We start from the raw sequence: 20,734 nt of genomic DNA, 5'->3' as shown, positions 1-20,734 counted from the left end.
TTGCCGGCTGTCGCTCGCCACGTTCAACGGCCGCCCATGGATCGGCTTGAGCGCTGCCAACTCGTAGCTTAGCAGTTGCAACAGGGCGGGGAAGAGATTGAAGCGGGTCAGTCATACCCAGGGCTTTTTGAGGTTTTTTTGAAGGGCATCCAGGTAAACCCACAATTGTTTGCCGACACCTATAAGGGAACGCCACAAACGGCCGATAACCCGATGGGCCGTTGTCCTGCGCGACGCCTCAATGGGCAGCGAGTTTGAGCTGGTCCCTGCATTTGTCTTTGGGTTCACCTTCTTAATTGCCTGGAATCTTCGATGCTGGCGTACCACCAAAAGAGCTTTTTGATCGTCGATGATTTCTCGGATTTCCGTAGTTCGGTCAGGTCGATGCTGCGTGAGTTGGGTGTCAAGGATGTCGACACTGCCGACACGGGCGAGGTGGCGCTGCGCATGTGTGCGCAGAAGCGCTACGACTTCATCCTGCAGGATTATCACCTTGGCGATGGCAAGAAGAACGGTCAACAGGTTCTCGAAGACCTGATGGTCGAGAAGCTGATCAGCCACGAAAGCGTGTTTCTGATGGTCACTGCCGAGAGCAGTCAGGCGATGGTGCTCAGTGCGCTCGAGCATGAGCCGGATGCTTATCTGACCAAGCCTTTCAACCGCGCCGGTCTGGCCCAGCGGTTGGAGCGACTGGAGCAGCGCAAGACGTTGCTCAAACCGATCCTGCAGGCGCTGGATCGGGGCAATCCTGTTGAAGTGCTGAATGCCTGTATTGCGCTGTGCAAGCAGGACCCGCGTTATTCGCCGCTGTGCCTGCGCTACCGTGCCGATGCGTTGCGCGACATGAATCAGAATGAGGCGCTGGAGCGCTTGTACAACAGCATTCTGGCGGATCGCCCGTTGCCTTGGGCCTATGTCGGTCTGGGGCGATTGATGTTCAAACGTGGTCAGATCGCGCAGGCAAAGGCCGTCTATGAAAAGGCGCTAAAGACGTTCCCGATGATGCCGGCGCTGTATGACGGCCTGGCCGAAGTGCTGGTCGCTGAAGGCGACACCAAGGCTGCGCAGAATGTGCTGGAAGAAGCCGTTCGATTGTCGCCATTGGCGGTGCGCAGGCAGTCGTTGCTGGGCAAGTTGGCGATGACCAACGAAGACTTCGAAGGTGCGGCGAAAGCCTATCGTCAGGCGGTCTCGCAAGGCGCACAGTCACGCTTCAAGGACCCGGAAAGCAATCTGGGTCTGGCGCATGCACTCATCAGCAAAGGTAGCGAAAAAGGTCTGGATACCCGCACTCGACTGGAGATCAACCAGACCCTGAGCGCCGTTGCCAAGGAAAACATCAACGATCCGGGGTTGCAGATCCGGGCACGTTTGATGAAAGCCACCAGCCTGCTGCTCAATGATGCCGAAACCGCCGAGAAGCTGACGGAGCAGGCACTGACCCGTCTGGATGGCATGGAGCAGTTCATGAGCGCCGAAGCGGCGCTGCTGGTCGCCAAGCAGTTGAAGATGCTGGGGCAGGCAGACGCCGGCAATTCGATGTTGAAAAACTGCGCAGAGATTTACGGTGACGATCCGGTGGTAATGCAGGGCATCGCCAAGCAGACCGACGACCCGGCGATTCTCAACTCCGGCAATGCGGCGGCAGATCTCAACCGCCAGGGCGTTCGCAGTTACAAGGCGGGTGCGCTCCCCGAGGCGCGGGAGCTTTTCCGCGGTGCACTGTTGTTGCAGCCGAAGAACATCAGTATTGCGCTCAACATGGCGCAATCGCTGTTACATGGGGCCGATGCCAACCTCGACGCAGCGCTGCTGGAAGAGTGCCGCACGTGCCTGAAAATGGTGGGCATGATGCCCGAGAGCGACGCGCGTTATCCGCGTTATCAGAAGCTGCGAAGCAAGGCGTTTGGCGAATGAACAGTACGGATGAGGGGCTCGACTTTTCCACGGTGATTGCCTCCACCGTGCACGACATGAAGAACTCCCTGGCCATGCTCATGCAAGCCCACGGACAGTGGCTTGCGCGTTTGCCTGATGCTCAGCAGCAAACCGCCGAGCAGGGTGTGATCGACTATGAGTTCGCTCACCTCAACGGAATGCTGGTGCAGTTGCTGGGGCTCTACAAGCTCGGCGTCAATCAGTTGCCGCTGCGTCCGGACTATCACGAGCTGGACGATTTCATCGAAGCGCAGTTGGCGGCTCATCAGGACGTGTTCAAGAGTCGCGGCATTCTGGTGACTTATGAGGTCGATCCCCTGAGCCCTCTCGGGTTCTTCGATCGGGAGCTGATTGGAACGGTGCTGGCCAACGCGATCAACAACGCCATTCGTCATGCCCGGCATTCGCTGTTGATCAGCGTGGGTGAAGAAACCGGGCAGTTGGTAATGACGATCAATGACGACGGCGAGGGGTTCCCGGCCCCGATGATCGAGCGTCAGGCGGATTACGTGCAGGGCATTAACCCGGCCAGCGGCAGCACCGGCCTTGGCCTGTACTTCGCCGCGCGCATTGCACAACTGCACCAGCGCAACGGTGAGCACGGGCGTACCGAAATCCGAAATGGCGGCCCATTGGGCGGCGGATTGTTCAGTCTTTACCTGCCCTAATCGAGCACAACTTCTGTAGGAGCTGCCGAAGGCTGCGATCTTTTGATCTTCCGTCGTTATCAAGGACGCAAAAATCAAAAGATCGCAGCCTTCGGCAGCTCCTACATTTTTATGTGCCAGTGCTTGATATTCCGAACGGCTGGTGCCTATTTTGTACACGTCGCCGTTCGCGGCTTGCGCACTACAAGGATAGAGTCATGACGACCGATGGCCAGCGTTCACTCGCGCAGCGATTGACGGGCATTGATGAGATTGAATGTGTCACTCCGGATCTCAATGGCGTGCCACGCGGCAAGGTAATGACCGCCGAGGGTTTTCTCGAGGGGCGGCGTTTGCAGATGGCGCGTGGCGTACTGCTGCAATGCATTATGGGCGGTTATCCGCCTGCGCGGTTTTACGGCAGTGACGACGGCGACCTGGCGCTCAATGCCGATCCGAAACAGATTCACCGTCTGCCCTGGAGCAAGCAGCCGCGCGCGTTGGCCATTTGCGATGCTGATGAGTTGACCGGGGAAAGCTCGCGTCTCTCGACGCGTGGCCAGTTGAAAGCGGTGATCGCCCGTTATGCGGCGCTCGGTCTGGCGCCGGTGGTGGCGACCGAGATGGAGTTCTTTGTCTTTGCGCCGAACACCGACCCGACCCAGCCATTCCAGCCGCCGGTTGGGCTGGATGGACGTCGCGAGGAAGGTCATTCGGCATTCAGTGTCAGCTCCAACAACGGTTTGCGTCCGTTCTTCAATGAAGTCTATGAATGCATGGCAGCCCTCGGTTTGCCGCGCGATACCTTCATGCACGAGATGGGTATCAGTCAGTTCGAGATCAATCTGCTGCACGGCGATCCGCTGCTGCTGGCCGACCAGACATTCCTGTTCAAGCACCTGCTCAAGGAAGTGGCACTCAAGCACCATCTGACCGTGGTGTGCATGGCCAAGCCACTGGCGCATACGCCGGGCAGCTCGATGCACATTCACCAGAGCATCGTCGAGATCGGCACGGGGCGGAATGTGTTCAGCGATGACGCTGGACAGCCGAGCGCAATCTTCCGTCACTTCATCGGTGGTCAGCAGGCGGGTATGGCGGATTTCACTGCGTTGTTTGCGCCGAACGTGAACTCTTATCAGCGTCTGTGCCATCCTTACGCATCGCCGAATAACGCCTGCTGGTCTCATGACAACCGGGCAGCAGGTTTGCGGATTCCAGCCAGTTCACCGCAGGCGCGCAGGGTCGAGAACCGTCTGCCCGGCGCCGACGCCAACCCGTATCTGGCGATTGCCGCAAGCCTGGCGGCCGGGCTGCATGGCATCGAAAACGAACTGGAACCGACACCGGCGATCCAGGGCGAGTTTGAGGTGCCGGAAAGTTTGTCGTTGCCTTGTACCTTGCATGCGGCTCTCGAGCGTCTGAAACGTAGCCAATTGGCGAAGGAACTGTTCGGCAAGGAATTCATCGAAGGCTACATTGCTTCGAAGACCATGGAGTTGACCAGTTTCCTTGATGAAATCACTCCCTGGGAGCGGCGCGTTTTAGCAGCCCAGGCCTAACCGATCCGTCGCCGTCGGGCTATCGTTGACGGTAGCCCGATACTCACTGCAAGGAGCCGCTCGGAACGCCGATGCGCCAAATCTGGAAATCCTTTCGAGCGCTTTATTTCGCCTCGCTGATGATGTTGATCGGCTCCGGCCTCCTCAGTACTTACCTGGGCTTGCGCCTGGCGGCGGACCATGTCGACAGTCTGTGGGTCGGTGCGCTGATGGCGGCCAACTACTTCGGCCTGGTGCTGGGTGGGAAAATCGGCCACCGGTTGATCGCCCGGGTCGGTCATATTCGAGCCTACTCGGCCTGTGCCGGAATCGTCGGCGCGGCAGTACTGGGGCATGGGCTGATCGACTGGCTGCCGGCCTGGCTGGTGCTGCGGATGATTGTGGGCCTGGGCATGATGTGCCAGTACATGGTCATCGAGAGCTGGCTGAACGAGCAGGCCGATACCAAGCAGCGCGGGGTGGTGTTCAGCGGCTACATGATCGCTTCGTACCTGGGGCTGGTGCTGGGTCAGTTGATTCTGGTCATGCACCCGTCTCTGGGGCTGGAGCTGCTGATGCTGGTGGCGCTGTGTTTTGCACTGTGTCTGGTGCCGGTCGCTCTGACCCGGCGCATTCACCCGGCTCCCTTGCACCCGGCGCCGATGGAGCCGCGCTTCTTTTTGAAGCGGGTTCCGCAGTCCCTGAGTACGGTACTCGGTGCCGGACTGATCCTCGGTGCGTTCTATGGTCTGGCGCCTTTGTACGCGTCCCAGCAAGGGCTTTCCACTGAGCAGGTCGGTCTGTTCATGGGGTGCTGCATCTTTGCAGGGTTGCTGGTGCAATGGCCGTTGGGCTGGTTGTCGGATCGTTATGATCGGGCGCTGTTGATCCGCAGTTTTGCCTTTTGTCTGGCGTTGGCGGCGTTGCCATTGGCGATCATGCCGCAGGTGCCGCTTGAGGTGCTGTTTATGGCAGGTTTCCTGTGTTCATTGATGCAGTTCTGCCTGTACCCGCTGGCGGTTGCGTTCTCCAACGACCACGTCGAGAGCGATCGGCGGGTATCGCTGACGGCCATGCTGCTGGTGACTTATGGGGTGGGGGCGAGCATCGGGCCGCTGATGGCCGGTGTGCTGATGAAGCTGTTCGGCAGCCAGATGCTGTATGCATTCTTCAGCTTCTTTGCATTGGTGCTGGTATGGCGAATCCGACCGAAAGCAGTCACCAACCTGCATCAGGTGGATGATGCGCCGCTGCATCACGTGGCCATGCCCGAAAGCATGTCCAGCTCACCACTGGTGGCCGCACTTGATCCACGAGTCGATGAGCAGGTTGTGCATGATCAGATGCAAAATGGTGCGAGTCCTGATCCGTATCCCGAGCGGGATGGAAAGGTGGATGCAGACGAGGCAGCGGACACAAAGTCTGACGACTCCGGGCCGGAGCATCCGCAAAGTTTTACCGAGGCCAGACCTTAGAGGCAAAAAAAACGGGCAGTCACCGAAAGGGACTGCCCGTTTTTTCAAACGTGTGGATCAGAGATCGTCTTTGTCGAAGCGGCGTGCTTCGCGTTGCAACTGATAGACGAAACGCTCGACCTGACGCTGCACCAGTCCGCTCATGTTGTGAAAGCGTACACCGGCAAAGGTGGTGTCGATTTTCTCTTCGTGATGCAGATAACGCAGCTCGACCGGTGCCGTCATGCTGCCGAAGGGCAGGGAGGCGATGAAACGTTCATAGACCTGACCCAGTTGAAGCCCGCTGGTAATGTCGCCCTCAAAGCGCAGTTTGCAACCCGTCGCCGAGATGTCCAGCAGTTTGCCTTTGACGGGCGTCTTGAGCTTTTCGCCACCGAGTTCGATGTTCACCAGTTGCGCCAGTTTCAACGCTGCGCGAAACGCGTTGCGACGCTGGTGATAAACCACTTCATCGGGCAGCGTGCCACGGTAGCAGCGGCCACCGTTGGACTCGTCGATGGTCAGTGTGCCGTTGCTTTCCCAGGCAATGCGTACGCCATCATGAAAGCCTTCAACCCGAAAGGCTTCGCCAGCAAGCAGGAAGCGTTCGCCATCGCGAGGGATCATTTCGTCGAGGGCGATCATGTTGCTGTCGCGATCGATATCGATCAGGTAGCTCTGAAAGCGCTGGCTGCGTTCGTGGAACGTGATGATCAGGGGATCATGGCTCTCTTGCAGCATCCGCAGGTTGCCGGTGATTTCCAACGGGGTGCTGAGCACCTTGGGTGGCTGCGGAGCATCTTCCGCGCTTAAGGCGTTGAACACGGTTTATCAATCTCCAGACAGAATACGATCACACGCAAGAGCTAGCATTCTGCCAGCATGTTTCGCGGCTTGATAGAGCGCGCTTATTTATGAGTTCAAGCCTGACTGAGCGCGCGCGGCTTCACCAGCATGGCGGTTGATCCGCGAGCGTCATAAAGGGTCGGAGGCTCGCCACCGTTGAGGATTTTCAGCTGATTGGCGGTGGTGGCTTGTTGCACCTGGATCGAGCGGCCATTGAGCTCGTTGGCGGCTTGGCAATCTGCAAGAAGTTGGGTCAGAGCATCGCTTTGGGTCAGCAACTGATCGCCAATACTTGAGTGAGCGGCGAACTGCTCCAGACCTGCGCGGTTGGCAGGAAGGTTCAGGCTCGCGAGAATTTCGCTGCGTTTGCGGCCATGCTGTTCCAGCAGAATGATCAGTGCCTGTTTCTGCGCCAGAATGTCTTCGAGCAGCGGCATGTCACGGCCGTGCAAGGCGAGGGATTCTGTCTTCAGCAGCTCCAGCAACTGTTGAGCTGGAGCAAAGTCATCGGTGATCAGTTGCAGTAAATTAGTGTCGTGCATGGCTGGCCTTGGGTTTTAAGCGTCCAAAAGCCTGGCGCAGGCCTTTGGCTAGCGCTGGGCTTCGAAGTTGAGCAGTTTGCTGGCTACACGGTTGCTGTCGACCTTATAGCTGCCGTCGGCAATCGCTGCTTTCAACTCGGCCACGCGGGCGTTGTCAACGGCAGGCTGATCGCGCAGCTTGTCAGTGATCTTCTGCAACTGTTGAGCCTCATTGCTGAGGTGTACCGATTCCCCGCTTTTGGCGGCACCGACCTGTTCGGTCGAGGTACTCAGCGGCGCGGATTTGCCGGCATCACCGGTTTCCTTGTTGGCGCTGGTACGCGTGCTGCTGGTGAGCGTGGGGGAGCTGTTTAAACGGCTGAAATCAATGACCATGATAAAAAAACCTCTGGGAATTTGGACGCTTGCCATGTTTTCGGCCATACCCGGAAAAACTTTAGGCTCAATAAGTGATGAGCTCGGGCGCGTCGGTATTTGCCCTGCGTGAGGCACAGTTTAGGGAACAGGACGGTTGTGCGCCAGTAATCTACATGGAGACTTCCACCTGGCCCGGGGCCATGATTTGCGCCTTGATGACCCGTTGGGAGTTGAGGTTTTTGACCCGAATCTGTTCGTTCAGACCGCCATTGGACAGCGCTTCGCCAGGCATTCGCACGCTGAGCGTGCCGCTGCGGGCGGTGATGACTACCTGATCGCCCTTGCGCACGACTTCTGCCTGCTCCAGATGAACGAGGGTAATGACCTGATCGGTGACCATTGGTCGGGCAAGTTTTTGTCCGATGGCTTGATCGACGTTCGTCAGATATCCCTGATTGATCTGGCTGATATCGCGCTCACGCAATGTCACGTCATGAGGCTCGATGATCCCGGCCCGATTGAGGGGGCGAGTGGTCGTGACGACCGCGCGAAACAGGCGGACTTGAGCGGGTACGAAGACCGTCCAGGGGGAGGCGCCATCGCAACGGACTTTCACCGTAACCCGGCCTATAGGCCTGGCCGGACTTTCCAGTGTCGCTGTCAATTCCTTGTCGCACGCCGGCATGTGCATGCGCGGGTCGAGTTTGTTGACCTCGATTTCGTAGCGCCCTTCGGTTTGACTGGTGGCCAAATAGTCTTCTACGGTGAATTCAAGAAAGCCCTGAGTGACGCCGATAAGTAGATCAGGCAAGGTAACCGGGTCAGCAAAGGCAGGGCTGCCAGCGTTCAACAGGCATACGGCTGACAAAGCGCCGAGGAATTTGCGGCACATTGATGTCAGGCGTCGGGAAAATGTCGTTTTTGCGTTCATAACAGTTAAAAAGCAAGCGCCGTGCCGTTTAGTGATGAATGTGCGTCGCAACACACTTAGCGTTGGTGGTGTAGGAGTCTGGGCATGGCTGGTGTAATGGATTCGGTAAACCAGCGCACGCAACTGGTAGGGCAGAATCGCCTGGAGCTGTTGTTGTTCCGTCTCGACGGCCAGCAGCTTTACGGGATCAACGTGTTCAAGGTTCGGGAGGTGCTGCAATGCCCCAAACTGACCCTGATGCCCAAGTCCAGTCCTGTCGTGTGCGGCGTGGCGAATATTCGGGGGGCAACCATTCCGATTCTGGATCTGGCAATGGCGACCGGCTCAGGCGGGTTGCAGGATCAAAGCAATCCCTTCGTCATCATCACGGAGTACAACACCAAGACCCAGGGGTTCCTGGTGCGGTCGGTCGAGCGGATCGTCAACATGAACTGGGAAGAGATCCATCCACCGCCCAAGGGCACGGGTCGCGATCATTACCTGACCGCTGTGACTCGAGTCGACAATCAGTTAGTCGAAATCATCGACGTGGAAAAGGTCCTGGCGGAAGTGGCGCCGACGTCGGATGTGATTTCGGCTGGCGTGATCGATGCCGAAACCCAGCACAAGGCGATTTCCTTGCGAGTGCTGACGGTCGATGACTCGTCGGTGGCACGCAAGCAGGTCTCGCGATGCCTGCAGACAGTGGGGGTTGAAGTCGTTGCGTTGAACGACGGTCGGCAAGCGCTGGATTACCTGCGCAAACTGGTCGACGAGGGCAAGAAGCCGGAAGAAGAGTTTTTGATGATGATTTCCGACATCGAAATGCCCGAAATGGACGGTTACACCCTTACCAGCGAGATCCGCAGCGACCCTCGCATGCAAAAGCTCCATATCATCCTGCATACTTCGTTGTCAGGTGTGTTCAATCAGGCGATGGTGAAGAAAGTCGGAGCTGATGACTTCCTTGCCAAATTCCGTCCTGATGACCTGGCATCCCGGGTAGTCGACCGGATCAAAGCAGCAGACAACAGCTAGTGGCCTTCGCTCCTGGCGTTCAACACGATTTAAGAGGCGGCATCATTGTCTACGGGTAATTTGGATTTCGAACAGTTCCGGGTCTTCCTGGAAAAAGCCTGTGGCATTTTGCTCGGTGAAAACAAGCAGTATCTGGTGTCGAGCCGTCTCAACAAACTGATGGAACAGCAAGGCATCAAGTCCTTGGGTGAGTTGGTTCAGCGCATTCAGACCCAGCCGCGAAGTGGTTTGCGCGAGATGGTGGTGGACGCGATGACGACGAACGAAACCCTCTGGTTTCGCGACACCTATCCGTTTGAAGTCCTGAAGAACAAAGTGCTGCCCGAGTCCATCAAGGCCAGTCCCGGCCAGCGTCTGCGGATCTGGTCGGCGGCTTGCTCGTCCGGACAGGAACCGTATTCGCTGTCGATGTCGATCGACGAGTTCGAGCGGGTCAATATGGGTCAGTTGAAGATGGGGGTGCAGATCGTTGCCACCGACCTGTCCGGGACCATGTTGACCAACTGCAAGACCGGCGAGTACGACAGCCTGGCGATCGGTCGCGGTCTTTCGCCGGAGCGCTTGCAACGTTACTTCGATCCGAAAGGGCCGGGGCGTTGGGCAATCAAGGCGCCGATCAAGAGCCGGGTAGAGTTCCGCTCGTTCAACCTGCTGGACAGCTACGCCAGTCTCGGCAAGTTCGACATCGTGTTTTGTCGCAACGTGCTGATCTACTTCTCTGCTGAAGTGAAGAAAGACATCCTGATGCGTATTCACAGCACGTTGAAGCCGGGCGGTTATTTGTTCCTGGGGGCTTCCGAAGCATTGAACGGTTTGCCGGATCATTACCAGATGGTCCAGTGCAGCCCGGGGATCATCTACCAGGCGAAGTGATTGGCCGGTAGTCGGTACTGCATAAAAGACGGGAGTCCTCAGGGGCTCCCGTTTTTTTTTGCCCGACAATCACCAATGATCTGCACGGTCCACTGTGGGAGCGAGCTTGCTCCGGGCGGCGTTCCGACGATAGCGTCGTATCAGTCGACATCAATGCAACCTGCCGCACCGTTATCGCGAGCAAGCTCGCTCCCACAGGGGCCGGTGTTGTTCTCCCGAGCCGTGACAAGCGGCAGAAAAGCGGCAGGCGCCGGAAATCCGTTGCCGCTTTTCTGGCATTGCCGCTTTGCCGCCACCCGCAAAGCCCCGGTTCATGGGGTTTTATAAGCTGGCACGGGGCTTGCTATAACCCTGTTACGAAAAATCAGGTCACCCAAAGGTTTCCGACATGAGCATCAGCTTCGATAAAGCGCTCGGTATCCACGAACAAGCCCTGGGCTTCCGCGCTCAGCGTGCCGAAGTCCTGGCCAACAACATTGCCAACGCCGATACCCCGAACTACAAGGCTCGGGATCTGGACTTCTCGTCGGTTCTGGCCGCCCAGAACGACAAGAACAAGAACGGCACTTTCGCTTTGAACATGACCAATAGCCGTCATATCGAAGCCCAAGGCCTGAGCAGTGGTGACGAGTCGTTGCTGTATCGCACGCCGATGCAACCGTCGATTGACCAGAACACCGTGGACGCCCAACTGGAACAGTCGAACTACGCGGAAAACGCGGTCAACTTCCAGGCCAGCTTCACGCTGCTCAACAGCAAATTCAAAGGGTTGGTATCAGCCCTGCGCGGGGAGTAACCCATGTCTCTGTCCAGTGTTTTCAACATTGCCGGTAGCGGCATGAGTGCTCAAACCACTCGCTTGAACACCGTCGCCAGTAACATCGCCAACGCCGAGACCGTCTCTTCGAGCATCGATCAGACCTACCGTGCCCGTCACCCGGTGTTCGCCACCATGTTCCAGGGCGGCCAGTCCGGTGGCAGCGATTCGCTGTTCCAGAACCAGGATGCTGCGGGTCAGGGCGTGCAAGTACTCGGCGTGGTGGAAGATCAAAGCAACCTCGAGGCACGCTACGAGCCGAACCATCCAGCGGCTGACGCCAAGGGTTACGTCTATTACCCCAACGTCAATGTGGTTGAGGAAATGGCTGACATGATTTCCGCCAGTCGTTCGTTCCAGACCAACGCGGAAATGATGAATACCGCCAAAACCATGATGCAGAAGGTCCTGACCCTCGGTCAGTGATAAGGGGCGATTTTTATGAGCGTTACCGATTCCACCGGCGGCCTGAGCATGACCGATCTGCTGGCGAACTCTTCGGTCAAGACCAGCAGTTCGACCAGCAATAGCCTTGCGGCGGCAACCCAAAGCGCGACCGGCAGCAAGGCGTTGGGCAAGGATGCGTTCCTGCAACTGCTGGTGACGCAACTGAAGAACCAGAATCCGCTTTCGCCGCAGGACAACGGCGCATTCGTTGCTCAACTGGCACAGTTCAGCAGCCTTGAAGGGATCACTTCCCTCAATACGACCGTGAGTTCCCTGGCCAGTAATTTCAACTCTTCCCAGGCCTTGCAGGCTTCCTCCCTGGTTGGCCGTTCGGTGATTGCGCAAACCGGCACTGCCCAGATCAGCGATGCGAGCAAGGGGCTGACCGGTACGGTCAACCTGGCATCGTCGATCTCCGATGGCACGGTGAAGATCAGCGATGCAAGCGGAAATGTCGTGAGAACCCTCAATCTGGGCAGCCAGCCTGCGGGCAGCGCCAGCTTCAGTTGGGACGGCAAGGACAGTAGCGGCACTTTGGTTCCAGCGGGCACGTACACCTTCAAGGCCAATGCTCCGGTCAATGGCACGGCGACCGATCTGGCCACCTACCTGCCAGCGACAGTCAACAGCGTGACCATCAGTCAAACCGGCGGCGAGTTGATGCTCAACCTCGCAGGTCTGGGCTCTATCGCCCTGTCCAAAGTTCAAACCATTGGTATATAGAGCCGGCTAACGCGGCATAAAGGAGTGGAATATGTCTTTCAATATCGGCCTTAGCGGTCTCTATGCAGCCAACAAACAACTGGACGTGACCGGCAACAACATTGCCAACGTCGCGACCTCCGGTTTCAAGTCCTCCCGTGCAGAATTCTCGGATGTCTACTCGGCGACCAAGCTGGGTAACGGCAGTAAAGTCGTTGGCAGCGGCGTGCGCCTGGCCAACGTTTCCCAGCAGTTTACCCAGGGTGATATCAGCAACACCGGTAACGTGCTGGACATGGCCATCAACGGCTCTGGCTTCTTTACCCTGAGCAATAACGGTTCGACGTCCTACACTCGTGCTGGTACGTTCAAGGTCGACAAGGATGGTTTCGTTACCAATACCGATCAAACCGCCCGTTTGCAGGGTTACGGTGTCGATGCCAACGGCAAAGTCATCAACGGTGTGTTGACCGACCTGAAAATCGATACCTCGAACCTGGCACCAAAACCGACTTCGACCGTGTCCTCGACGATCAACCTGAACTCGACCTCTCCGGTGATTGACGACACGCTCCCGGCTAACAAATTCGACCCGGGCACCCTCGCCACCTATACCAAATCGTTCAGTACGCCGATCTATGACAGCCAGGGCAACTCGCACGTCATGGATCAATACATGGTGAAGACCGGTGCCAACACCTGGAAGACCTACACCCTGGTAGACGGTCGCAACCCGGATGCCACTGGCAGCGACCCGAAAGTCACCCCCCCGGTTGCTACGACCATGACGTTCGATACGACTGGCAAACTGGTCTCGGTGGCAACACCACCGGCGACGCCTGCGGCACCTAACGCAACCAACACCGTGACGTTGGCCAGCTGGGTGCCGGGTACTGTCACCAACGGTGTGTGGGCGGCCAACGGCGCGGCACCAAGCGCTAGCGGCACGACCATTTCGATGAACAACACCACACAGTTCAACGCTGATTCGGCTCGCTCCATCCCGGCTCAGGACGGTTACGCCACGGGCGAAATCACTAACCTGACCATCGACGGCACCGGCACCCTGTTCGCCAACTTCAGCAACAACCAGAACAAGGCGATCGGCCAGGTCGCCCTGGCCAGCTTCACCAACGAGCAAGGCCTGCAAGCCGTAGGCGGTACCAGCTGGAAAGAGACGTTCGCCTCGGGTATCCCGGGTTATGACGCGCCAACCACCGGTACGCTGGGTTCGATTCAGTCCAACTCCCTGGAAGAGTCCAACGTCAACCTGACCAATGAGCTGGTCAACCTGATCAAGGCGCAGAGTAACTACCAGGCCAACGCCAAGACCATCTCGACCCAAAGCACCATCATGCAGACCATCATTCAGATGACCTGATGTTGGTTGGTTGATAGCGCTTCACAGAAAGCCCCTCGCAAGAGGGGCTTTTTTGTGGCCGGGATTTTTGTCAGGAGCTGAGGTTCTGGTTGCCTGTGCTGGCCCCATCGCGAGCAAGCTCGCTCCCACATTGGATCTCCTGTGAATGCACTATTTGTAAACACCAGAGATCATTTGTGGGAGCGAGCTTGCTCGCGATGGGGCCAGTACGGTCACCGCTTTCCTGGAGACAAAAGAAAACCCCCGATCAATCCAGAGGACTCATCGGGGGTTTCAGATAAGCGCCTTGCGGCGCTTACTGGCTCAGCTTATTGGCAAGCTTCGCAATCCGGCTCGTCGATGGCGCACGCCTTCGGCACTGGAGCAGGACCTGCCGGAGCGGCCAGGACCGAGTCGTCACCGTGGTTGCCGCCGCTGGAAACAGCGTTCAGCTTACCGGTGTTGATGGTCGACTTCTCGGTGCTGGTCGCGGCCAGGGCGCGGAGGTAGTAAGTGGTTTTCAGGCCACGGTACCAAGCCATGCGGTAGGTCACGTCAAGCTTCTTGCCCGATGCGCCGGCGATGTACAGGTTCAGCGACTGGGCCTGGTCGATCCACTTCTGACGACGGCTGGCAGCGTCAACGATCCACTTGGTGTCCACTTCGAACGCGGTCGCGTAGAGCTCTTTGAGTTCTTGCGGGATGCGTTCGATCTGCTGCACGGAACCGTCGTAGTACTTCAGGTCGTTGATCATGACCGAGTCCCACAGACCGCGAGCCTTGAGGTCGCGAACCAGGTACGGGTTGATCACGGTGAATTCGCCCGACAGGTTCGATTTCACATAGAGGTTCTGGTAGGTCGGTTCGATCGACTGCGAGACGCCGGTGATGTTGGCGATGGTCGCGGTCGGTGCGATGGCCATGATGTTGGAGTTACGAATACCTTTCTGTACGCGAGCACGCACCGGTGCCCAGTCCAGGGATTCGTTCAGGTCAACGTCGATGTACTTCTGGCCACGCTGATCGATCAGGATCTGTTGCGAATCCAGCGGCAGGATGCCCTTGGACCACAACGAACCCTGGAACGTCTCGTAAGCGCCACGCTCGTCAGCCAGGTCGCAGGAAGCCTGGATCGCGTAGTAGCTGACCGCTTCCATCGACTTGTCGGCGAACTCGACGGCAGCGTCGGAACCGTAAGGGATGTGCTGCAGGTACAAAGCGTCCTGGAAGCCCATGATGCCCAGACCGACCGGACGGTGCTTGAAGTTGGAGTTCTTCGCTTGTGGCACCGAGTAGTAGTTGATGTCGATCACGTTATCGAGCATGCGAACGGCGGTGTTCACGGTGCGTTCAAGCTTGGCGGTGTCCAGCTTGCCGTTGACGATGTGGTTCGGCAGGTTGATCGAGCCCAGGTTGCAAACGGCGATCTCGTCCTTGTTGGTGTTCAAGGTGATCTCGGTGCACAGGTTCGAGCTGTGAACCACGCCAACATGCTGCTGTGGGCTGCGCAGGTTGCATGGGTCTTTGAAAGTCAGCCATGGGTGGCCGGTTTCAAACAGCATGGAGAGCATTTTGCGCCACAGGTCTTTGGCCTGGATGGTCTTGAACAGCTTGACCTTGCCCGGGTACTCGGTCAGGGCTTCGTAGTACTCGTAACGCTCTTCGAAGGCCTTGCCGGTCAGGTCGTGCAGGTCTGGAACTTCGGACGGCGAGAACAAGGTCCACTTGCCGTCATCGAAGACGCGCTTCATGAACAGGTCAGGGATCCAGTTGGCGGTGTTCATGTCGTGGGTACGACGACGGTCATCACCGGTGTTCTTGCGGAGCTCGATGAACTCCTCGATGTCCATGTGCCAGGTTTCCAGGTAAGCGCAGACAGCGCCTTTGCGCTTGCCACCCTGGTTAACGGCGACAGCGGTGTCGTTCACCACTTTAAGGAACGGTACAACGCCCTGGGATTTGCCGTTGGTGCCCTTGATGTACGAGCCCAATGCGCGGACCGGAGTCCAGTCGTTGCCCAGGCCGCCAGCGAATTTCGACAACATGGCGTTGTCGTGAATCGCGTGGTAGATGCCCGACAGGTCATCCGGCACGGTGGTCAGGTAGCAGCTCGACAGCTGTGGACGCAGGGTGCCGGCGTTGAACAGGGTCGGCGTCGAGGACATGTAGTCGAAGGACGACAACAGGTTGTAGAACTCGATCGCACGGTCTTCCTTGTTCTTCTCTTCGATCGCCAGACCCATGGCCACGCGCATGAAGAAGATCTGTGGCAGTTCGAAACGCACGCCATCCTTGTGGATGAAGTAACGGTCGTACAGGGTTTGCAGACCCAGGTAGGTGAACTGCTGGTCGCGCTCGTGGTTGATCGCCTTGCCGAGTTTTTCCAGGTCAAAGGTGGCCAGGACCGGGTTCAGCAATTCGAATTCGATACCCTTGGCGATGTAGGCAGGCAGGGCCTTGGCGTACAGGTCGACCATTTCGTGGTGAGTCGCGCTTTCGGCGACTTCCAGGAAGCTCAGGCCTTCGGCGCGCAGGGTGTCCATCAGCAGGCGTGCGGTCACGAACGAGTAGTTCGGCTCACGTTCAACCAGCGTACGGGCGGTCATCACCAGTGCGGTGTTGACGTCGGTCAGTGCCACGCCGTCATAGAGGTTCTTCAGGGTTTCGCGCTGGATCAGGTCACCGTCGACTTCTTCCAGGCCTTCGCAGGCTTCGGTGACGATGGTGTTCAGGCGGCCCATGTCCAGTGGAGCAAAGGTGCCGTCGGTGCGGGTGATACGGATCGACGGGTGAGCCTGTACCGCTTCCTCGGCAGGCGCGCGGGTGGCGCGTTCCTTGGAGCGGCCGTCACGGTAGATCACGTAGTCGCGAGCGACTTTTTGCTCGCCGGCACGCATCAGGGCCAGCTCGACCTGGTCCTGGATTTCTTCGATGTGGATGGTGCCGCCCGATGGCATGCGACGCTTGAAGGTCGCGGTGACTTGTTCGGTCAGGCGGGCAACGGTGTCGTGGATTCGCGACGAGGCAGCAGCAGTGCCGCCCTCAACTGCGAGAAACGCTTTGGTGATGGCGACGGTGATTTTGTCATCGGTGTAAGGAACGACAGTGCCGTTACGCTTGATCACGCGCAGTTGGCCTGGCGCGGTGGCGGACAGATCCGAATTCGAATCAGCGGCCATCGGCGCGGTGCCCTGCGGGTTCTCGCGAGTTGTGTCGGTTTGCATGGGTGTCTCCACGTTCTCTATGTTTGTTTGGGCACCATGAAGGTGCCCACCGTTCCGTCCTGAAGCACTACAACCGGCAAGCGCCGGGCATAACAACTTCGGGACAGTCAGGAAGGGGGCTGTTGAGCGCCGCTTCCTTGCCGAAGTCTTTGGTCTCAAGCCTGGGGCCGAAAACCGAATTCCGTTTGGGCGACAGTTATTGACTGCAACACCCGTACCGTTTTCGCCGTTGGGGGCTGAAAAACAGTCGCCATCCGCAGGTGCGGTTTGGGCTTCTGAAAATGCGTTTGGTTCAACCAAAAACATGCAAGAAAAGCACTTGAGTTTCTTGTCTGATTTGTGTTTGGTTTTTCGTGCAAAACCCTACATGTAGGGTTTTTTTGAACGCGAGCTACAAGATAATGCGTTTGGGGGGGTGATTGCAACGTACTACCTGTGGATAAAGCTGTGCGTAAAATGTGTATGAAACTGCCAATCAGCGTGTAGGCCGCGACCCTGCTGGGGTAGACCGTTTGTCATAGAATTTCGCCCTGAAAAATAGCCTGGGGCGGATTTTTGCGGGCGCGAACCCTATCACAAAAAAACGCAGTTACCGAGCGCATTTGCCAGCTTGTGTTCTCAAGGGGAGGCATTGCTACAATCGGTCACTGCATACGCAGTCTTATCCACTTCAATCATTACAAAAAGACCAGTGGATCCTTCCTTTAATAGTGTTCGGCAAAGAGGTCACCCGTGGAGCAAGAAGCCTGGCAGGTATTGATTGTCGAGGATGACCAGCGCCTGGCCGAGTTGACTCGTGAGTACCTGGAAAGCAACGGTCTGCGGGTCACCATAGAAGGCAATGGAGCGCTGGCGGCGGCGCGGATCATTACCGAGCAACCGGACCTGGTGATCCTTGACCTGATGCTCCCCGGTGAAGACGGCCTGACGATTTGCCGCAAGGTTCGTGATCGCTACGACGGGCCGATCCTGATGCTCACCGCACGCACTGACGACATGGACCAGATCCAGGGTCTGGACATGGGCGCCGACGACTACGTGTGCAAACCGGTGCGCCCGCGTTTGTTGCTGGCGCGGATCCAGGCCTTGTTGCGACGTAGCGAAGTACCAGAGCCTGCGGCACCGGAAAAACTCCGTCGTTTGCAGTTCGGCCCGCTGGTCGTCGACAACGCCCTGCGTGAAGCGTGGCTGCATGACAACGGCATCGAATTGACCAGTGCCGAGTTCGATCTGCTCTGGCTGCTGGTGGCCAACGCCGGGCGGATTCTGTCCCGCGAAGAAATCTTCACTGCGCTGCGAGGCATCGGTTACGACGGTCAGGACCGCTCGATCGATGTACGCATTTCGCGGATCCGGCCGAAGATCGGTGATGACCCGATCCATCCGCGGCTGATCAAGACCATTCGCAGCAAGGGTTACCTGTTCGTTCCTGAAGCCTGTGTAGACCAGCCCCTGTGAACTCGATCTTCCTGCGCATTTATGGCGGCATGTGCGCCGCGCTGATTCTGGTGGCGGTGCTCGGCGTACTGGCCTTGAACTTGCTCAATCAGGTGCGCAGCGAGCAATACCGCGAACGCCTGGCCCATGGCACGTTTTCCTTGATGGCCGACAATCTGCAACCAATGAACGAGACCGAACGTCATCGCGCGTTGCTGGTGTGGGAGCGTTTGCTGGGCATTCCCTTGACCTTGCAAACCTTCGCCCAAACCGACCTCGACCTGAGCCAGCGTACACGGGTGCTGCACGGCCAGGCATTGGTCGAACAGACCGGCCCGCACGCGGCGAAGGTCTACCGGTTGGTCAGCGATAAAGAACAGCTGGTTCTGACGGGGGAAGTGCAGCAGATCAGCGAGCAACTGGCGCGGGCGACGATTTATCTGTTGGCCGATGAGTTGGTGCGTTATCCGGTGGTCGAGCAGCCCAAGCGTCTTGAGGCGCTGAAGAAGGAGAAGGGGTTTGGCTTCGAGCTGCAACTGATTACGGTCGATCAGGCCGATATGGACGAAGACCAGAGCCGTCGGGTTTCTGAAGGCGACACGGTGATGGCGCTGGGCAAGGGTGGTGACTCGATCCGGGTGTTTGCCGGGATGGTCGGTACGCCCTGGGTACTGGAAATCGGCCCGCTGTATCAGATGAACCCTTATCCACCGGAGTGGCTGGTGTTGATTGCAGCGCTGGGGCTGAGCCTGATCGGGTTGATCGTCTATTTGTTGGTGCGTCAGTTGGAACGCCGCTTGAGAGGTCTGGAGTCGGCCGCCACGCGGATCGCCAAAGGCAGCCTGGAAACCCGTGTGCCGGCACGTGGGGCGGACTCGGTGGGACGATTGGCCGCGGCGTTCAATGGCATGGCCGAGCACTTGCAGCAATTGCTGGCGATTCAGCGTGAACTGGTGCGCGCGGTGTCCCATGAGCTGCGCACGCCTGTCGCGCGGCTGCGTTTTGGCCTGGAGATGATCAGCACGGCGAACACGCCACAGGCGCGGGAGAAATACCTGGAGGGCATGGACCACGATATTCAGGACCTCGACGGCCTGGTGGACGAGATGCTCACGTATGCGCGGCTGGAGCAGGGTTCGCCGGCGCTGAACTTCCAGCGCGTCGATCTGGATGCCTTGGTCAATCAGGTCATCGGCGAACTGGCGCCGTTACGCGCTAACGTGACAGTTCAACGCGGCCTGTGTCTGTCGGCTGCCGATTGCGATGACGCCTGGGTCGAGGCCGAGCCGCGTTACCTGCATCGGGCGTTGCAGAATCTGGTGAGCAACGCCATGCGTCATGCCCAGTCCCAGGTGTCGATCAGTTATCAGGTGGGGCAGCAGCGTTGTCGCGTCGATGTCGAAGACGATGGGCCGGGTGTGCCGGAAAGTGCCTGGGAAAAGATTTTCACGCCGTTTTTGCGTCTGGATGACAGCCGCACCCGGGCGTCCGGCGGGCACGGTCTGGGATTGTCTATCGTGCGTCGGATCGTTCACTGGCATGGCGGCCGAGCGTTGATCAGCAAGAGTAAAAACCTGGGTGGGGCATGTTTCAGCCTGAGCTGGCCACGCAATCAGGAGAAGCCCTGAGATCTTTACCTTCTGTAAGGGCCTCATCGCGAGCAAGCTCGCTCCCACATTTGATCTGTGTTGTTCACAAATATTGTGTACACCGAAAATCCAGTGTGGGAGCGAGCTTGCTCGCGATGACGGTCGAATAGGCACTGAAACTCTTCAGGCCTTGATACTGACCAGGCTCAACAACTGTCCATCGCGCACACCAAACTGTGCGTCCAGTTCCGTGCCGTAGTGCCATTCGCTGGAGAGATCGGTCAACAAGCGCAGGCGCACGTGCCCGCTGTCGCTCCACTCCAGCACCTCGGCATGTTCGAAATAGAAGCGTTTCTGCACGATGGGGTAGAGCGCCTTGAACAGGCTTTCCTTGGCCGAAAAGGTCAGGGTCACCCACAGTGCCAACTGATCACGAGGGCCGGCGGCCATGCGTTCAAGCTCGGGCGGGGTGAGGATCTCGCCGGCCAGACGCTCGGCACGTTCGGTGTCGAGCAGGTTTTCCAGGTCCATGCCCAAACTGCGCCAATGTGTCGTGTGTGCAACGATGGCCGCGGCCCGGCCGGTGCTGTGAGTGATCGAGCCACAGATATGCGCCGGCCATACGGGGGCGCGATCCTCGCCAATCGCCGGAATGCAGTCCAGACCTTCCAGTTGCCGCAAGGCGGCCCGGGCGCACACTCGCCCTGCGAGAAACTCGGCCTGACGTTTGGCGACCGAGCGCTGGATGCTGGGGGGCGGTTCGATCGTGCTGCGCTGGAAGTCGTCGAACGCCAGCAATGACGGATCGAAACGAGTGCTGAGCAGCACCGTGTCGGGCAGCACGTCAGGCAACGGCCAGTGGGCGTCGAGCGGCGTGCAGCAGGCGGGAAGAGCGGGGAGCGGGTTCATCCCGGCATTTTGCCGGGTTGACCAAGAGCTGGATAGCCTTGCTTAAACCTACGCATCGTAGGAGCTGCCGCAGGCTGCGATCTTTTGATCTGCTGAAAAGATC

General features: G+C 58.2%; 18 protein-coding genes. 12 read left to right on the top strand and 6 right to left on the bottom strand.

Annotated elements, in window-relative coordinates; translation table 11 throughout:
- Positions 1–312 precede the first annotated feature (312 nt).
- The 4 genes from AC1RKH_RS21260 to AC1RKH_RS21245 all read left to right on the top strand — a co-directional run bounded on the left by AC1RKH_RS21260 (position 313) and on the right by AC1RKH_RS21245 (position 5,601).
- Positions 313–1,917 (top strand): response regulator, encoded by a 1,605-nt coding sequence (locus tag AC1RKH_RS21260; RefSeq protein WP_493063074.1) that lies wholly within the window; start codon positions 313–315, stop codon positions 1,915–1,917.
- Positions 1,914–2,606, top strand: a complete 693-nt coding sequence (locus AC1RKH_RS21255) for a sensor histidine kinase (protein ID WP_493063073.1) — start codon at positions 1,914–1,916, stop codon at positions 2,604–2,606. Before AC1RKH_RS21260 ends, AC1RKH_RS21255 begins: the two co-directional genes overlap by 4 nt.
- A gap of 299 nt (positions 2,607–2,905) precedes the next feature.
- Positions 2,906–4,147, top strand: coding sequence for a glutamine synthetase family protein (locus AC1RKH_RS21250; RefSeq protein WP_493063177.1), 1,242 nt, complete (start codon positions 2,906–2,908; stop codon positions 4,145–4,147).
- Between the two features lie 71 nt (positions 4,148–4,218).
- A complete protein-coding gene (locus AC1RKH_RS21245) occupies positions 4,219–5,601 on the top strand; it encodes an MFS transporter (protein ID WP_493063072.1) in 1,383 nt (460 codons plus the stop codon).
- A gap of 57 nt (positions 5,602–5,658) precedes the next feature.
- Here the strand turns inward: AC1RKH_RS21245 and AC1RKH_RS21240 are convergent, their stop codons facing one another.
- The 4 genes from AC1RKH_RS21240 to flgA all read right to left on the bottom strand — a co-directional run bounded on the left by AC1RKH_RS21240 (position 5,659) and on the right by flgA (position 8,256).
- Complete coding sequence (locus AC1RKH_RS21240) at positions 5,659–6,405, bottom strand: flagellar brake protein (RefSeq protein ID WP_493063071.1); 747 nt, start codon at positions 6,403–6,405, stop codon at positions 5,659–5,661.
- Positions 6,406–6,500: 95 nt separating this feature from the next.
- The gene (locus AC1RKH_RS21235; RefSeq protein WP_123426798.1) at positions 6,501–6,968 is read right to left on the bottom strand and encodes a flagella synthesis protein FlgN; all 468 of its coding nucleotides are present in this window, start codon (positions 6,966–6,968) and stop codon (positions 6,501–6,503) included.
- Between the two features lie 48 nt (positions 6,969–7,016).
- Positions 7,017–7,343 (bottom strand): flagellar biosynthesis anti-sigma factor FlgM, encoded by a 327-nt coding sequence (flgM, locus tag AC1RKH_RS21230; RefSeq protein WP_493063070.1) that lies wholly within the window; start codon positions 7,341–7,343, stop codon positions 7,017–7,019.
- 151 nt (positions 7,344–7,494) lie between these two features.
- Positions 7,495–8,256 (bottom strand): flagellar basal body P-ring formation chaperone FlgA, encoded by a 762-nt coding sequence (flgA, locus tag AC1RKH_RS21225; protein ID WP_493063069.1) that lies wholly within the window; start codon positions 8,254–8,256, stop codon positions 7,495–7,497.
- A gap of 84 nt (positions 8,257–8,340) precedes the next feature.
- On the opposite strand from flgA, the gene AC1RKH_RS21220 reads away from it, so the two are divergent.
- From AC1RKH_RS21220 to flgE, 6 genes are all read left to right on the top strand, one after another.
- Positions 8,341–9,273 carry a chemotaxis protein CheV gene (locus AC1RKH_RS21220; RefSeq protein WP_123426800.1) on the top strand — a complete coding sequence of 311 codons (933 nt, stop codon included), beginning with the start codon at positions 8,341–8,343 and terminating at the stop codon, positions 9,271–9,273.
- 45 nt (positions 9,274–9,318) lie between these two features.
- Positions 9,319–10,146 (top strand): protein-glutamate O-methyltransferase CheR, encoded by an 828-nt coding sequence (cheR, locus tag AC1RKH_RS21215; RefSeq protein ID WP_123426801.1) that lies wholly within the window; start codon positions 9,319–9,321, stop codon positions 10,144–10,146.
- Positions 10,147–10,534: 388 nt separating this feature from the next.
- A complete protein-coding gene (flgB, locus tag AC1RKH_RS21210; protein ID WP_123426802.1) occupies positions 10,535–10,942 on the top strand; it encodes a flagellar basal body rod protein FlgB in 408 nt (135 codons plus the stop codon).
- Between the two features lie 3 nt (positions 10,943–10,945).
- The gene (gene flgC / locus AC1RKH_RS21205; RefSeq protein ID WP_007937507.1) at positions 10,946–11,389 is read left to right on the top strand and encodes a flagellar basal body rod protein FlgC; all 444 of its coding nucleotides are present in this window, start codon (positions 10,946–10,948) and stop codon (positions 11,387–11,389) included.
- Between the two features lie 15 nt (positions 11,390–11,404).
- Entirely contained in the window at positions 11,405–12,133 is a 729-nt protein-coding gene (flgD, locus tag AC1RKH_RS21200) for a flagellar hook assembly protein FlgD (RefSeq protein ID WP_493063068.1), read from the top strand.
- 31 nt (positions 12,134–12,164) lie between these two features.
- Positions 12,165–13,493, top strand: coding sequence for a flagellar hook protein FlgE (gene flgE, locus AC1RKH_RS21195; protein ID WP_493063067.1), 1,329 nt, complete (start codon positions 12,165–12,167; stop codon positions 13,491–13,493).
- Positions 13,494–13,801: 308 nt separating this feature from the next.
- On the opposite strand, the gene AC1RKH_RS21190 is transcribed toward flgE, so the two are convergent.
- Entirely contained in the window at positions 13,802–16,696 is a 2,895-nt protein-coding gene (locus AC1RKH_RS21190) for a ribonucleoside-diphosphate reductase subunit alpha (RefSeq protein WP_493063066.1), read from the bottom strand.
- Positions 16,697–17,428: 732 nt separating this feature from the next.
- Between AC1RKH_RS21190 and AC1RKH_RS21185 the strand changes: the two genes are divergently transcribed.
- Positions 17,429–18,154 (top strand): response regulator, encoded by a 726-nt coding sequence (locus AC1RKH_RS21185; RefSeq protein ID WP_493063065.1) that lies wholly within the window; start codon positions 17,429–17,431, stop codon positions 18,152–18,154.
- Complete coding sequence (locus AC1RKH_RS21180; protein WP_493063064.1) at positions 18,151–19,761, top strand: ATP-binding protein; 1,611 nt, start codon at positions 18,151–18,153, stop codon at positions 19,759–19,761. Before AC1RKH_RS21185 ends, AC1RKH_RS21180 begins: the two co-directional genes overlap by 4 nt.
- Positions 19,762–19,905: 144 nt before the next feature.
- Here AC1RKH_RS21180 and AC1RKH_RS21175 read toward each other — a convergent pair whose 3' ends face one another.
- Entirely contained in the window at positions 19,906–20,631 is a 726-nt protein-coding gene (locus AC1RKH_RS21175; RefSeq protein WP_493063063.1) for a 4'-phosphopantetheinyl transferase family protein, read from the bottom strand.
- Between the last annotated feature and the right edge of the window lie 103 nt (positions 20,632–20,734).

This window comes from Pseudomonas sp. GW822-FHT06B12, from assembly GCF_058799675.1.
Note: the sequence above shows the minus strand (reverse complement) of the source record. Positions and strands in the feature narration are given on the sequence as shown.